11 protein-coding genes are annotated in these 14044 nt (G+C 63.1%); 8 read left to right on the top strand and 3 right to left on the bottom strand.

The window, feature by feature from the left end:
• Nucleotides 1-950 precede the first annotated feature (950 nt).
• From ABWY06_RS02110 to ABWY06_RS02090, 5 genes are all read left to right on the top strand, one after another.
• The gene (locus ABWY06_RS02110; protein ID WP_353923906.1) at nt 951-1310 is read left to right on the top strand and encodes a histone-like nucleoid-structuring protein, MvaT/MvaU family; all 360 of its coding nucleotides are present in this window, start codon (nt 951-953) and stop codon (nt 1308-1310) included.
• Between the two features lie 633 nt (nt 1311-1943).
• Nucleotides 1944-2867 (top strand): glycine betaine ABC transporter substrate-binding protein OsmF, encoded by a 924-nt coding sequence (gene osmF / locus ABWY06_RS02105; RefSeq protein WP_353923905.1) that lies wholly within the window; start codon nt 1944-1946, stop codon nt 2865-2867.
• The gene (locus ABWY06_RS02100) at nt 2868-4040 is read left to right on the top strand and encodes an ABC transporter permease (protein ID WP_353923904.1); all 1173 of its coding nucleotides are present in this window, start codon (nt 2868-2870) and stop codon (nt 4038-4040) included.
• Nucleotides 4037-4984: an ABC transporter ATP-binding protein gene (locus ABWY06_RS02095; RefSeq protein WP_353923903.1), complete on the top strand. Its 948-nt coding sequence runs from the start codon at nt 4037-4039 to the stop codon at nt 4982-4984. Before ABWY06_RS02100 ends, ABWY06_RS02095 begins: the two co-directional genes overlap by 4 nt.
• Before the next feature lie 83 nt (nt 4985-5067).
• Nucleotides 5068-5718 (top strand): ABC transporter permease, encoded by a 651-nt coding sequence (locus tag ABWY06_RS02090; protein ID WP_502948136.1) that lies wholly within the window; start codon nt 5068-5070, stop codon nt 5716-5718.
• Between the two features lie 8 nt (nt 5719-5726).
• Here ABWY06_RS02090 and ABWY06_RS02085 read toward each other — a convergent pair whose 3' ends face one another.
• The 3 genes from ABWY06_RS02085 to ABWY06_RS02075 all read right to left on the bottom strand — a co-directional run bounded on the left by ABWY06_RS02085 (nt 5727) and on the right by ABWY06_RS02075 (nt 9227).
• Complete coding sequence (locus ABWY06_RS02085; RefSeq protein ID WP_353923901.1) at nt 5727-6506, bottom strand: hypothetical protein; 780 nt, start codon at nt 6504-6506, stop codon at nt 5727-5729.
• A gap of 187 nt (nt 6507-6693) precedes the next feature.
• Complete coding sequence (locus ABWY06_RS02080; RefSeq protein WP_353923900.1) at nt 6694-7917, bottom strand: CaiB/BaiF CoA transferase family protein; 1224 nt, start codon at nt 7915-7917, stop codon at nt 6694-6696.
• Between the two features lie 128 nt (nt 7918-8045).
• Complete coding sequence (locus ABWY06_RS02075) at nt 8046-9227, bottom strand: acyl-CoA dehydrogenase (protein WP_353923899.1); 1182 nt, start codon at nt 9225-9227, stop codon at nt 8046-8048.
• 247 nt (nt 9228-9474) lie between these two features.
• Here ABWY06_RS02075 and ABWY06_RS02070 point away from each other — a divergent pair, with 247 nt between their 5' ends.
• The 3 genes from ABWY06_RS02070 (at nt 9475) to ABWY06_RS02060 (ending at nt 13792) form a co-directional block, all read left to right on the top strand.
• Entirely contained in the window at nt 9475-10383 is a 909-nt protein-coding gene (locus tag ABWY06_RS02070; protein ID WP_353923898.1) for a LysR family transcriptional regulator, read from the top strand.
• Nucleotides 10384-10628: 245 nt separating this feature from the next.
• Nucleotides 10629-12398 (top strand): DUF1302 domain-containing protein, encoded by a 1770-nt coding sequence (locus tag ABWY06_RS02065; protein ID WP_353923897.1) that lies wholly within the window; start codon nt 10629-10631, stop codon nt 12396-12398.
• 26 nt (nt 12399-12424) lie between these two features.
• Nucleotides 12425-13792 carry a DUF1329 domain-containing protein gene (locus ABWY06_RS02060; protein WP_353923896.1) on the top strand — a complete coding sequence of 456 codons (1368 nt, stop codon included), beginning with the start codon at nt 12425-12427 and terminating at the stop codon, nt 13790-13792.
• Nucleotides 13793-14044: the final 252 nt, after the last annotated feature.

The following is a 14044-nucleotide window of genomic DNA, read 5'->3' as shown; positions in this document are numbered from 1 at the left end:
CTGGGCTTCCGTGTCAGCGGGAGGCGAATTCTACAGCGTTTCCAACCGCTGTCAACCTCATCCTGCAACCGCTTTCACTTTATATCCCAACTCGCCAACCGGACTCTACCACCACCCTGTCGACCCGCCGCATTCTACGCGATCTACACCGCTTAGCAACCCCTCTTTTTAAGCTAACTGCTTGATTTACAAGCTGTTTTCCGAGAGGTTCACGCCGGAAGAGGTGCGCATTATAGGCCCGCCAGAACTGCCGTCAAGGCCTATTTTCCACCACGGCGATTTTAGCTGGCAAAGCCGCAAGACCCGCTCGACACGGGCCGCCACAGCGTTACCAGCAGCCTGCCTTGGAGGAGCCTGCGCCCCCGGCGCACGCAGGCGCCTCAACGAAAGATATCGCTGCAGGCAACCGTCACAGACCAACACTCAATCCGAGCACCGCACTTTCTCTTCTATATAGAGGTACGCATCGACCACAGCTGCACCCACCAAGGGAAAGCCCCCCTAGACGCGGGGTAGCAACTGCCAGCGAGCTACGCGCGCGATCTGGCTTTTAGGGTATCGAGCCTGACGAGCGTCACTGTCACCGTCCCGCCCAGCCTAACCAAGCATTTTTTCCCGGCGGTACAGCGGCAGACCGTTATGCCTTGCCGGCGAAGAGCCAGTCACTGTCGCAGCGAGCCAACACTTCGTATTCATCAGATGGAACGCTTGGTACCGCTCGGCGGTCCACCTGATCGACAGCCTGTATGAGGTAGAGAAGGAGCCTTACCCAAGAGGTATCACGCAGCAAAGAAATTTAAAGAAAGGTTTGAACAACAAAGAGGAATTTTGCTACGTTGCTCTCTTAAGATAGACTCCAAGCATACACAGTATCGTTTCATGGGAAATGACGGCAGGAAGCCGTCGGGATAAGGACCGTCCATATCTTTCGACTAATGGGGAAATGAAACATGTCCAAACTCGCTGAATTTCGTGCACTTGAATTGGCCCTGGCCCAGCAACTGAAGGCATTGGATAACTTAAAGAACGATGGCGCTCTGCAGGCAGAAATCGAATTTGAGGAAAAAGTCCGGGCATTAATGGCTGAATACGGCAAGTCGTTGCGCGATGTTGTGGCAATCATCGACCCTAATTACCGCACCGGTTCTGCAGCACCGACCAGCCAGGGCAGCCGCCGCGAACGCCAACTCAAGGTCTACAAAAACCCGCACACCGGCGAGACCGTGGAAACCAAAGGCGGCAACCACAAGGTCCTGAAAGCCTGGAAACAGGAACACGGCTCCGACACTGTGGAATCCTGGCTCAAGTAACACCACCGCCCTCCGGGAAGATGCCCGCCCATGCGGCGTTAAGGGGTGCTGCCACCCCTGCCGCAACAAGTGCCCTTCCCAACTAGATGTCTAGGTGGCGCAGTCGAGCGCAAGGTTCATGATTCAAGTGAGTAGATGAACCTGAGCCTTATAGAGGGATGCGGGGCACCTGCAGGTGTTTGGCGTATCCGAACGTTCTGAGCATTTCAGACAACCGAACGTCAATGTGCGCGGCAGAGTGCCTCGCCGACAACGCCCGCGGGTTAAGGGGCAAGGGATTGGCCGGTTATCAGCACTGGGCATTGCTAAAGTAGCGGCCTGCATTGCAAGCCCTTAGAGCAACACCCCAAAGTCTTTGATAACAGCTCCGTTGTCCGCTGAAGTGATCACCCGCCGGGCGTTCAAGCGTGACCGCACGCCTACTCCGGGTGCGGCGCGGCAGATAACCCTGGCGTCCGTGTTTACCGGCATTTGCCCCCAATAATACGGCTGTCACGCTAGCCGCGCTGTCGGTGCCACGTGAATACCCAACGAGCCTGCATCGCCTGCGTAAATAATAGAACGTTGACCCACCCAGCAAGGTCTAGTACTGAGTAATACCATGGCGGGAACCAGACCATACAGGGGGTAGCGATGTCTCTGCGCGATCAATACAAGAAACTACTTCTGCCATTGCTGGCAGGCGCAATGATGAGCCTGAGCGCTGCCTGGGCCGCTAACCCCGTGGTGGTGTCATCCAAGATCGATACCGAAGGCGCGGTGCTGGGTCAACTGATTGCGCAGGCGCTTGAGCGTGGCGGGATACCTGTCCAGGAGCGTCTGCAGCTGGGTGGGACCAGCATTGTGCGTAAGGCCCTGATCGCTGGCGAAATCGATATTTACCCCGAATACACCGGTAATGGCGCATTCTTCTTCGAGCGTGCCGACGATCCATTGTGGAAGGACGCTGCTAAAGCCTATGCAACCGTCAAGGAACTGGATAGAACCACTCACCAACTGATTTGGCTGATGCCGGCCAATGCCAATAATACTTGGGCGATGAGCGTGCGCGGCGACTTGGCGCGCACCCACCAGCTACGCAGCCTTGCGGACCTGGCGCGTTACCTGAAGGCCGGTGGCGAATTCCAGTTCGCCGCCAGCAGCGAGTTCATCGAATCGCCAAGTGCCTTGCCCGCGTTCCAGCAGGCCTATGGTTTCACCCTTAAGCCCGACCAGTTGCTGGTCTTGGCGGGTGGCAACACTGCTGCCACCTTGCGTGCCGCAGCGCTCCAGACCAACGGAGTCAATGGCGCCATGACTTATGGCACTGATGGCGGCTTGAGCGCCCTGGACCTCCAGGTCCTGACCGACCCTCTTGGCGTGCAACCGGTCTATCAACCGGCGCCGCTGGTGCGGGCCAAGGTACTGGAAGCCTATCCGGCCATTGAAGGGCTATTGGCACCGGTCTTCGCCGCCCTGGACCTGCAGGTGCTGCAGCGCCTTAACGCTGAGGTGGCCGTCAATGGCGCCGACCCGCGTCAGGTTGCGGCCAGTTTTCTGGACGGTCTGAAGCCCTAGATGCGCCCTGGCATACCGGGGGCTGACCGCAGTAACCCTGTGCTGTTGAGCCTGGCGGGCCTGGCTTTGGGCGCATTGCTACTGGGCGACTTCGCCACCCTGCAGGCCAACCGTATCCTGCCGGGACAGGGCCTTGGACTGTTCCAGGCACTGGGCAACGTCTGGGCGGTGGCGATGCTGGTCACGCTAGCGGCAATCGCCGCGCTGGCCTGGCGTCCGTGCACCTATAGCTACGGCATGCTGCTGGTACTGCTGGGTCTGCTGCTGGCCCAATGGCCAGCCAGCCTCGCCTGGGTCATCCACCAACAGCTGCACACGACCCAGCCACAGGCCCGTATTGGTCTGAATACCGGGCTGTGGGCATTGCTGTTGCTCTGCCCATTGATGCTGGTGGAATTGCGGCGGCACCTGAACACTCGTCTATGGGTACTCGCACCGGTGGGCATGTTGCTGACCGGCGCCCTGTTGTGGCACTACGGCGCCTTGGAACCCCTGGCCTTGGTGCGCGAATACAATGGCCGCAGCGCCGCCTTTTGGCAGGCCCTGCACGGCCACTTGATGCTGGTGGGCGCAACGCTGGGACTCAGTGTGCTGCTGGGGACAGTGATGACAGCGGCAATACTGCGGCGGCCAGGCCTGGAGCGGGCAACCATCGGCATACTGAGTTTTTTCCAGACGCTGCCCAGCCTGGCCCTGTTCGGCTTGCTGCTCGCCCCACTGAGCTACCTGAGCGCCCAATGGCCCTGGTTACGCGAGTCGGGCGTCCGCGGTATCGGCTGGGCGCCCGCGCTGGTGGCGCTGGTCGCCTATAGCCTGTTGCCCATAGTGCGCAACTGCAGCCTGGCCCTGCGCTCGGTCGAGGTCGAGGTACTTGAGGCCGCCCGTGGCATGGGCATGAATGCGCTGCAGCTGTTTGCCCAGATACGCCTGCCCCTGGCCCTGCCGGTGATGCTCGAGGGCCTGCGCATCACCGCCATTCAGGCCATTGGCCTGACGGCGGTCGCGGCGCTGATCGGCGCGGAAGGCTTCGGCACCTTTATCTTTCAAGGCCTGGGCCAGGGCGCAATGGACCTGGTACTGCTGGGTGCCCTGCCGACAATCGCCCTGGCGCTGCTGGCCGACCTGCTGTTCAGCGGCCTGGCCTACCAGCTTCGCCCGGGGGGCCAACCATGAACCCGACACCGATGATCGAGCTGGACCAGGTGAGTTGCCGCTTGGGTGACACTGTCGCCGTCGATGGGCTTTCGCTGCAGATCCAGCGGGGTGAGCTCTGCGTGCTGGTCGGCACCTCCGGCTGCGGCAAATCCACCACCCTGCGCCTGCTGAATAAACTGCTGCCCTGCACCCGGGGCAACGTGCGCATCGATGGCCAAGACATCGCCCAGCTGGACGCCATCGCGCTGCGTCGGCGCATGGGCTATGCCATCCAGAATACCGGCCTGTTCGCCCATTGGAACGTGGCGCGCAATATCGGGCTGGTTCCCCATCTGCTGAAATGGCCGAAAAAGCGGATCGAAGAGCGCGTTCACGAATTGCTCGAATTGCTGGGTCTGCCCTCGGCCGAGTTTGCCCACAAATTCCCCAGCCAGCTGTCCGGCGGTCAGGCCCAACGCGTCGGCGTGGCCCGGGCACTGGCCGGCGACCCGGACATTCTATTGATGGACGAACCCTTCGGCGCCCTTGACCCGCTGACCCGCGAAGCCTTGCAGAACGAACTGCTGCGGATCCAGTCGCGGATCCAAAAGACCATCGTCTTTGTTACCCATGACATCGACGAAGCGCTCAAGCTGGCCGATCGCATCGTGGTGATGGAGCGCGGGCGCGTGGTTCAGCACGATACCCCCGGCAACCTGCTGCTGCACCCAGCCAACGCCTTTGTCGAAAATCTGCTGGGCCAGGGCGAGCGCGGCCTGAAACTGGCCGGTCTGCAAAGGGTGGCCGAACGCATGCTGCCGCTGCTCGGCGAGCCACCGAGCGTTTCCATCGCGGCCCAGGACAGCCTGCGCCAGGCCCTGTCACTGATGCTCTGGCACCGCATCGACGCCCTGGCGGTTCACGATGGCCAGGGAGAAATCCGCGGCGTATTGCCGATCGATGCCCTGCTGCAATCACCATGACATCCCGCCTCTGGCTACCGCCACTTGCCTGGCTGCTGCTATTGCTCGCCACGATGTGGGGCATGCCGGCACTGGAGCCGCTCATGGCCCAGTTACAACCGGGTACCACCCAACTGATTTACCAGCGCGAAAGCCTGGCGCAGTTGCTGCTCGACCACTTGCTGCTGGCGGGCGGGGCATCGCTGCTGTCGGTTGGCCTGGGCCTCGCCGCCGGCATTGCCGTCACCCGTGCCAGGGGTCGGGATTTCCTGCCCCTTGCCAATCAGCTGGCGACCATCGGCCAGACGTTCCCGCCGGTGGCGGTGCTGGCGCTGGCGGTACCGCTGCTGGGCTTTGGCAACTGGCCAACCTTGGCCGCGCTGGTGTTCTACGGACTCTTGCCCGTGCTGCGCAACAGCCTGGTCGGCCTGCAGGGCGTGCCGGCCGACACCCTCGAGGCGGCGCGAGGCATGGGTATGGGGCCGATCAGGCGGTTGTTGCAGGTCGAGCTGCCGCTGGCCGCCCCGGTGCTGTTGGCGGGTATCCGCACCACAGTCACCCTGACCATCGCCACCGCGGCCATCGGTTCCACCATGGGCGCCAGCACCCTGGGCGCGCCGGTGATCGCCGGGCTGGTCAATGGCAATAACGCTTATGTGCTGCAAGGGGCCTTGTTGATTGCCCTGCTGGCGCTCTGTGTCGACAGCGGTTTCGCCTGCCTGCAGCAGCTGATCGCACGCCACCAGGGCGTTTGAGCGTCAGCTTACTCGCTCAGGAAGCGCAAAAACACCCAAGTGTCCGCCTGCAACCCCAGCTCGGCCAGAGGCACAGGGGCGGCGCGACGCAGCGCCTGCGCGGTGCTCTGCGCCAGCAGCGGGTCGCTGCAGCGCAAGAGCGTCAGGGCGTCGATGTTACCGGCAGCCTGGAAGCGTACTGCCATACGGCAGTTGCTGCCTTCCGCGACGGCGGGCATTTCACCTTGTCCAGCGAGATGGCGCTGCAAGTGGTCGCTGGCGGTCAGCGGCGGCGGCGGGGCTTGCTCGGGTGCTGCGGGATCGGCAAGTCGCTGCTCTTCCTGCTGGATACAATGATCCAAGCCAGCCAGTGCCTGTGCTTTGGTCGGTTCGAGCACCTTGTTTGCCTCTGCGCGCAGACTGCGGTTAGCCTCCTCGGCAACGCCGTCGACTGTCGTCATCAGCAACTGCCAGAGCGCGACCTTGTCTTTATCCAGGTCGCCGCCCCCTCCTTGCTGCGGATCGGCCATAGGCTGGAAATGCGCCAGGGTGTTACTCGCCTGCAAGGCGGCGAGACGCCGAGCGCCCAGTTCCCGCGCGGCCGCCTGGGCAAAACGTTGCTGGAGCTTCTGCGCGAACGGAATGCGGTCGAACAGCAAGGCCAGTTGCAGGCTCTTGTTCTCCACCACCTGCTCAACCGACGCGCAGTAAGCACCTGACTCAAGCGGGTCCAGCGTTGCCAACAGCTGTTGTCGGCTGCTGAACAAATCGTTGCTCAGGGCGTTGGCAACAGCGGGGGCAGCAAGCATCTGCTCGGTCACCTGCTGGGCAAGCTCATTATCCTCAGGCGTAGGAACCGTGCCACAGCCTGCCAGGCCGCCTGCCAATAACACCAGGGAGCAAAATATCGTACGCACAGCCGGCCTCTCTTCCATGGACAAGGCCGCACGCTACCACCCTTTGCACGGCCCCGGTAAGCGCGAGCAGCAAAGACTGCTAGATCACTTTACTGGCTGCCAAGGACTCCAGCTCGGCGGCGCTCAACCCCAGCACCCGCTGCAGTACCTCTGCCGTATGCTCACCCAGCAAGGGCGGCGGCTGACGGTACTGCACCGGCGTCTCGGACAACCGGATCGGGCTGGCCACCTGAGGCACGCTGCCACCCAGGGGGTGCGGCATCTCCACCCGCAGGCCACGCGCCAACACCTGGGGATCAGCGAACACCGCGGCCAGGTCGTTGATCGGTCCACAGGGAACACCCGCCTGCTCCAGCAGCAGTACCCACTCGACCGTGGTGCGAAACACCGTGGCCTGGCGAATCAGCGGGATCAGTTCAGCGCGGTGCGCCACCCGTTGGGCATTGCTGGCAAAACGCGGATCGTCCGCCCATTCCGCGTGACCGGCCACTTCGCAGAACTTGCGGAACTGACCGTCGTTGCCCACGGTGAGGATAAAGTCGCCATCGGCGGTGGGAAAATCCTGGTAGGGCACGATATTCGGGTGGGCGTTGCCCAGCCGGCGCGGCGCCTGGCCGGTGGTCAGGTAGTTCATCGCCTGGTTGGCCAGGCAGGCCACCTGCACGTCGAGCAAGGCCATGTCGATATGCTGACCGCTGCCGCCCTGATCGCGGTGGGCCAGCGCCGCCAGTATCGCCACCGTCGAATAGAGCCCGGTGAGGATATCGGTCAGCGCCACCCCGACCTTGACCGGCCCGGCACCGGCTTCGCCATCGGGTTTGCCCGTCAGGCTCATCAGCCCGCCCAGACCCTGGATCATAAAGTCATAACCGGCGCGCTTGGCGTAGGGTCCGCTTTGGCCGAAACCGGTGATCGAGCAGTAGATCAGGCGCGGGTTGATCGCCTTGAGCGAGGCGTAGTCCAGGCCGTAGGCCGCCAGGCCGCCGACCTTGAAATTCTCGATCAGGATATCCGAGCGCGCCGCCAGTTCACGCACCAGGCGCTGGCCCTCGGCCTGGGTAAAGTCCAGGGTGACCGACTGTTTATTGCGGTTGGCCGACAGGTAATAGGCCGCTTCGCTGGTATTGTCGCCCTGGGCGTCACGCAGAAACGGCGGGCCCCAGGCGCGGGTGTCGTCGCCGGCACCGGGGCGCTCGACCTTGATCACCTCGGCCCCCAGGTCGGCAAGAATCTGCCCGGCCCAGGGGCCGGCCAGCACACGGGAAAGATCGAGCACACGCAGATGGGACAGAGCGCCGGACATGGTAGAGCCTCGGAACGAACGTAGGATGGGTGAGCCGCGAAGCGGCATCACCCATCGGGCGGACTGATGGGTATCGCTGCGCTCAACCCATCCTACGCAGCTGGCGGCTTGCCGCTGGTCGCTGCTTGTTAGAAGAACGCCTGAATACCGGTCTGTGCCCGCCCCAGAATCAGCGCATGCACGTCATGGGTACCTTCGTAGGTGTTGACCACCTCGAGGTTGACCAGGTGGCGCGCCACGCCGAACTCGTCGCTGATGCCATTGCCACCCAGCATGTCGCGAGCCATACGTGCGATGTCCAGGGCCTTGCCGCAGCTGTTGCGCTTCATGATCGGGGTGATTTCCACCGCTGCGGTGCCTTCGTCCTTCATGCGGCCCAGGCGCAGGCAACCCTGCAAGGCCAGGGTGATCTCGGTCTGCATGTCGGCCAGTTTTTTCTGGATCAACTGGTTGGCCGCCAAGGGGCGACCGAACTGCTTGCGGTCCAGGGTGTATTGCCGCGCGGTGTGCCAGCAGGCTTCTGCGGCGCCCAAGGCACCCCAGCTGATGCCGTAACGGGCCGAGTTGAGGCAGGTGAACGGGCCCTTCAGGCCACGTACGTCGGGGAAGGCGTTTTCTTCAGGAACGAACACGTTGTCCATGACGATCTCGCCGGTGATCGAGGCGCGCAGCCCGACCTTGCCATGGATGGCCGGTGTACTCAGGCCCTGCCAGCCTTTCTCCAGGACGAAACCGCGAATCTCGCCGGCATCGTCCTTGCCCCAGACCACGAACACATCGGCGATCGGGCTGTTGGTGATCCACATTTTCGCGCCACTGATGCGATAGCCACCCTCGACCTTCTTGGCCCGGGTGATCATCGAGCCCGGGTCGGAACCGTGGTCGGGTTCGGTCAGGCCGAAGCAGCCGATCCACTCGCCGCTGGCCAACTTGGGCAGGTATTTCTGCTTGGTCGCCTCGTTGCCGAAGGCATTGATCGGCACCATCACCAGGGAGGACTGCACGCTCATCATCGAGCGGTAGCCGGAGTCGATACGCTCCACTTCACGGGCGATCAAGCCGTAACTCACGTAGTTCAGGCCGCTGCCGCCATAGACTTCGGGAATGGTCGCGCCCAGCAGGCCGACTTCACCCATCTCGCGGAAGATTGCCGGGTCGGTACGTTCATGGCGGAACGCTTCCAGCACCCGTGGCGCCAGCTTGTCGGCGGAGAACTGCTGGGCGCTGTCGCGGATCATGCGCTCTTCTTCGGTCAACTGCTGATCGAGCAACAGCGGGTCTTCCCAGTTGAAGCTTGCCTTGCCGGCCATGACGAATTCCTCGGTGAGATAGGGTTAAGACTGTAGGCGCTGCGCCGGCCGGGTGCCCGACAGGCATTTAAACGTTGGGCGTCGGCACGCCCGGGTGGCGCTACAGCCCTTGCACTGAAGCCATCCTAGCCAGCCCCATGCCCCCGACGCAAACGAGATTTCCGCATGCTATTGTGCGTTTTCATCACTCCGTCTTCGCCAGAACGGCAAATATACCCACTCTTCTGTGCAACCTGAGTACTCGACCATGCGCCGTAAAATCCCCAGCACCGCGGCCCTGCTGGCCTTCGAAGCCGCGGCGCGCCATGAAAGTTTTACCCGCGCCGCCCAGGAACTGGCCCTGACCCAGAGCGCCATTTGCCGGCAGATCGCCGGTCTGGAAGAATTTCTCGGCATCGCGCTGTTTCGCCGTTCACGGCGTGGGGTCAAGCTGACCGAAGCTGGCTTGTCCTACAGCCGGCGCGTCGCCTTGCAGCTCGATGCCGTGGAACAGGACACCCTGTCGGTCATGGGCCAGCACGGCGCCGGCCGCCTGGAACTGGCGGTGGTGCCGACCTTCGGCACCCAGTGGCTGTTACCCCGCCTGAAAGACTTCCAGGCCCTGCACCCGGAGGTCACGGTCAACCTGACCAATCGCACCCGACCGTTTCTCTTCGCCGAAACCGAGTTCGACGCCGCGGTCTATTTCGGCGACGCCGACTGGCCTGGCACCGAAACCCACGCGTTGATGCGCGAGAACCCGCTGCCGGTCTGCAGCCCCGCCCTGCTCGGCGGCCAGTCCTCGCTCAGCGCCGAAGCCCTGGCCCAGCTGCCGCTGCTGCAACAGACCACCCGCCCCTATGCCTGGCGCCAGTGGTTCAACGCCCAGAACCTGACGGTGCCGCGGGACATGAGCGGCCCCCGCTACGAGCTGTTTTCCATGCTGGCCCAGGCGGCGATGCACCAGATGGGGGTGGCACTGATCCCACCCTTTTTAATCGAACGCGAGTTGAGCGAAGGCCGCTTGGTGGTCGCCCTGGACCGCGCTTACCTGAGCGACAAGGCGTACTACCTGGTGATTCCCCAGCGCAAGGTCGAGTCGGCGGCGCTGCAGGCGTTTCGCGACTGGCTGGTGCCACAGGCGCGCAGCTACGCCCTGGCCGCTGGCCTGACCTGAGTCCTTTCGTCCGCCTCGACCACCGCGCGTAGCGGCTGAACACGGCGCTGTCACCCCCGGTAGCAGCCGGGCCGGCACAGGGCCCAAAGGTACAGTCACAAGCACCGAAAGCATCGGTCACCCGGGTGAAATCCGCTGCGCCTCACCCGAGTGGGTGATGGCTTAAATCGCCCCTTTAGGCAGTTATGGCGAGCCGCGCGGCTGATTAGGATGAGGCTTCACTCATTCCTGCTCAGGAGAGCCGCATGACAACAAGAACAATGCGCGGAATCTTCCGGCCACATACCTTGGCCGTTGCCGTCGCCCTGGGTTGCAGCGCCCAGGCGCATGCCGTCACCTTCAATATCGGCGAACTGGAAGCGCAGTTCGACTCGCAGCTGTCGGTGGGTGCCAGTTGGGGGGTGCGCGAGGCGGACCGCGACTTTATCGCCCCGGTCAGCGGCGGACGTGCCTCCTCGCGCACCTCCGACGACGGCCGCCTGAACTTTGCCAAAGGCGAGACCTTCTCGAAGATCTTCAAGGGCATCCACGACCTGGAGATCAAGTACGGCGAGTCCGGGATTTTCGTGCGCGGCAAGTACTGGTACGACTTCGAGCTCAAGGACGAGGGCCGTGAGTTCTATGACATCGACGACCACAACCGCAAGCAAGGCGCCCAGGCGTCCGGCGCGCAGATTCTCGATGCCTTCGCCTACCACAACTACAACCTGGGCGAGCTGCCTGGCACCGTGCGGGTCGGCAAGCAGGTGGTCAGCTGGGGTGAAAGTACCTTTATCGGCAACAGCATCAACTCGATCAACCCGGTCGACGTCGCCGCCTTCCGCCGTCCCGGTGCCGAGATCAAGGAAGGGCTGATCCCGGTCAATATGCTCTACCTGTCCCAGAGCCTGAACGACGCGATTTCGGTCGAGGCGTTCTACCAACTGGAGTGGGACCAGACGGTGGTGGACAACTGCGGCACCTTCTTCTCCACCGCCGACGTGCTCGCCGACGGTTGCGAGGACCGCCTGGTGGTGGCCGGACCGGACCTGCCGGTGGGCGACTCGAACAACACCGGCGCGCCCGGCGAGAACCTCTATATACCCCGTGCGGGCGACCGCGACGCCAAGGACAGTGGCCAATATGGGCTGGCCCTGCGCTGGTTCGTACCCGAGCTCAACGACACCGAGTTCGGCGCCTACGCGATGAACTATCACAGCCGTGGTCCGGTGTTCAGCACCATCCGCACCACCACGCCTTCGCCCGCCTTTATTCCCGGCGCACCCAATGCTCGTTATTTCATCGAATACCCCGAGGACATCCGCCTCTACGGCCTGAGCTTCCAGACCAATATCGAGGGCACCGCGGTGTCCGGCGAAGTCAGCTACCGGCCGAACATGCCGCTGCAGATCAACAGTACCGACCTGTCGTTCGGCGCCCTGGGCCTGGCCTTCTCGCCCATTTACGAGTCCGGCCATTCGCAGAATGTCTCCGGCAGCGACCTGCACGGTTATGACCGCCGGCCGGTGACCCAGGTCCAGCTCAGCGCGGTGCACTTTATCGACCAAGTGCTGGGCGCCAGCCGCCTGACCTTGGTGGGCGAGGTGGGCTACAACCATATCTCCGGCATCAGCGACGATATCGGCGAGCTGCGTTTTGGCCGTGACCCCATCTATGGTCCAGGCCAATTGTCGGTCGCGCCGATCTGCGCCGCCTTCAACGCCGCCAACCCCGACGAGTGCAATGACGATGGTTTCTACACCAGCCAGTCCTGGGGTTACCGGCTGCGCACCAGCCTGGACTACAGCAACGTGTTCGCCGGGGTCAACCTGAGTCCAAGCCTGGCCTGGTCACACGATGTCCAGGGCTACGGGCCGAACTTCCTCGAAGGCTCCAAGGCCGTGAGCCTGGGTCTGAATGCCGACTACGCCAACACCTACACCGCCAGCCTGAGTTACACCGACTTCTTCGGCGGCGACTACAGCACCGTGACCGACCGGGATTTCGTCGCCCTCAGCTTCGGCGTGAACTTCTGATCCAGGCCTCGACCAAGGATATCTCCATGACCCACATTCGATTGCTTCAATGCGGCGCCCTGGCCCTCAGCCTGCTCGCCTTCAGTGTCCAGGCCGCGGTATCGCCGGAAGAAGCCAACCAACTGGGCAGCAGCCTGACGCCCCTGGGCGCGGAAAAGGCCGGCAATGCCGACGGCAGCATCCCGGCCTGGGACGGCGGCCTGGCAAAGAACGCCGCCAGCGTCAACAAGGGTTTTCTCGGTGACCCGTTCCCCTCGGAGAAACCGCTGTTCGTGATCACCGCGGCCAACGCCGCGCAGTACCAGGACAAACTGTCCCCGGGCCAGCTGGCGATGCTCAAGCGCTATGCCGACAGCTACCGGATCCCGGTCTACACCACGCACCGCACGGCCGCCGTACCGCCAGCGGTCTACGAGGCGGCTAAGCAGAGCGCCCTGAATACCCAACCGGTGGACGGCGGCAACGGCCTGACCCATTTCGCCGGCAGTCACTACTATGCCTTCCCGATTCCCAAGACCGGTGTCGAGGTGCTGTGGAACCATATCACCCGCTATCGCGGCGGCAACGCCCGGCGCCAGGTGATCCAGGCCACGCCCCAGACCAATGGCTCCTTCACCCCGGTGCACTTCGAGGACGAGGTGGCGTTTCCGGCCGACATGAGCGGCCTGGACAGCAGCAAGACCGAGAACATCCTGCTGTATTTCAAACAGAAGGTGACCGCGCCCTCGCGCCTGGCCGGCAACGTGCTGCTGGTCCACGAAACCCTCGACCAGGTCAAGGAGCCGCGCCTGGCCTGGATCTACAACGCCGGCCAGCGCCGCGTGCGCCGCGCGCCCCAGGTGGCCTACGACGGCCCGGGCACGGCGGCCGATGGCATGCGCACCGCGGACAACTTCGACCTGTTCTCCGGCGCACCCGACCGCTACGACTGGAAGCTGATCGGCAAGAAGGAAATGTACATTCCCTACAATGCCTATCGTCTGGACTCCACCGAGCTGAAATACGAGGACGTGCTCAAGGCCGGCCATATCAACCAGGACCTGACCCGCTACGAGCTGCACCGGGTCTGGGAAGTCGAGGCCACCCTGAAAAGCGGCGAGCGGCATATCTATGCCAAGCGTCACCTGTATTTCGACGAGGACAGCTGGCAGCTGGCGCTGGTCGACCACTATGACGGTCGCGGTCAGCTGTGGCGGGTCGGCGAAGGGCACTCGCAGTACAACTTCGATCGCCAGGTCACGACCTATACCCTGGAAGCGCTGTACGACCTTATCGCCGGTCGGTATATCGCCCTGGGCCTGCGTAACGAGGAGAAACAAGGCACCGAGTTCGGCTTCGCCGCCAAGGCCGCCGACTACACTCCCGCCGCCCTGCGCAACGCCGGCGTGCGCTAGGGCCTGAACAGGCCCTCACCCGCCCCGCACCTCACAACGCCCCGCTTGCGGGGCGTTTTTTTGCCTGTTACTCGAGCCTGGAGCACTGCCCGTCATTTACGCCAAGCCACCAGCGCGCACGGCGTACGGCCTGTAAGCGTCATCGAGCCTAGTGGAAAGGGCTCGCTTGGCTTTCTATAGACAACCCATGGGATTCGATTATCTTGTCGCCGCCCCTCCGGGCAAGGCAGGGGGTAATTTTCGCAGCCAGGC

The sequence above is a fragment of the Pseudomonas sp. genome (genome assembly GCF_040514055.1).
Taxonomy (GTDB): Bacteria; Pseudomonadota; Gammaproteobacteria; order Pseudomonadales; family Pseudomonadaceae; genus Aquipseudomonas.
This window is presented reverse-complemented; position numbering and strand designations above follow the sequence as displayed.

What these genes read in the sequence shown, in the direction of transcription:
- ABWY06_RS02110 (WP_353923906.1), top strand. Translation starts at nt 951, where the DNA reads ATGTCCAAACTCGCTGAATTTCGTGCACTTGAATTGGCCCTGGCCCAG.
- osmF (WP_353923905.1), top strand. Translation starts at nt 1,944, where the DNA reads ATGTCTCTGCGCGATCAATACAAGAAACTACTTCTGCCATTGCTGGCA.
- ABWY06_RS02100 (WP_353923904.1), top strand. Translation starts at nt 2,868, where the DNA reads ATGCGCCCTGGCATACCGGGGGCTGACCGCAGTAACCCTGTGCTGTTG.
- ABWY06_RS02095 (WP_353923903.1), top strand. Translation starts at nt 4,037, where the DNA reads ATGAACCCGACACCGATGATCGAGCTGGACCAGGTGAGTTGCCGCTTG.
- ABWY06_RS02090 (WP_502948136.1), top strand. Translation starts at nt 5,068, where the DNA reads ATGGCCCAGTTACAACCGGGTACCACCCAACTGATTTACCAGCGCGAA.
- ABWY06_RS02085 (WP_353923901.1), bottom strand. Translation starts at nt 6,506, where the DNA reads ATGCTTGCTGCCCCCGCTGTTGCCAACGCCCTGAGCAACGATTTGTTC.
- ABWY06_RS02080 (WP_353923900.1), bottom strand. Translation starts at nt 7,917, where the DNA reads ATGTCCGGCGCTCTGTCCCATCTGCGTGTGCTCGATCTTTCCCGTGTG.
- ABWY06_RS02075 (WP_353923899.1), bottom strand. Translation starts at nt 9,227, where the DNA reads ATGGCCGGCAAGGCAAGCTTCAACTGGGAAGACCCGCTGTTGCTCGAT.
- ABWY06_RS02070 (WP_353923898.1), top strand. Translation starts at nt 9,475, where the DNA reads ATGCGCCGTAAAATCCCCAGCACCGCGGCCCTGCTGGCCTTCGAAGCC.
- ABWY06_RS02065 (WP_353923897.1), top strand. Translation starts at nt 10,629, where the DNA reads ATGACAACAAGAACAATGCGCGGAATCTTCCGGCCACATACCTTGGCC.
- ABWY06_RS02060 (WP_353923896.1), top strand. Translation starts at nt 12,425, where the DNA reads ATGACCCACATTCGATTGCTTCAATGCGGCGCCCTGGCCCTCAGCCTG.